1 protein-coding gene is annotated in these 341 nt (G+C 41.9%); it reads left to right on the forward strand.

Features of this window, described 5'->3' with window-relative positions; translation table 11 throughout:
- On the forward strand, nt 1–245 hold a 245-nt coding region (locus HC176_RS18130; protein ID WP_342448722.1), incomplete at its 5' end, for an aminotransferase class I/II-fold pyridoxal phosphate-dependent enzyme.
- Nucleotides 246–341: the final 96 nt, after the last annotated feature.

Here is a 341-nt window from a genome sequence, read left to right on the forward strand (position 1 = left end):
TTACCGAGCCCGAAGGTGCATTCTATGTTTTTCCCGATGTTTCTTATTTCTTCGGAAAGACCATCAACGGCTACGAGATCAAAGACGCTACGGATTTTTCAATGTTCCTGCTTGAAAAAGCTCTTGTTGCAACTGTAACAGGTGACGCTTTCGGAAGCCCAAATTGCATCAGATTCTCTTATGCAGCCAGTGAAACCGAAATAGAAGAAGCCATGAAGCGCATCAAAAATGCCCTTTCTGAATAAGCTTTAAAAATTATATTTTTCGATCCCCATTCCGCCGGAATGGGGATTTTTTTTTAATCTTATTCATCCTCCCTCTCCAAAGGAGGGGAACTTTGG

The organism is Tamlana crocina (assembly GCF_012037625.1).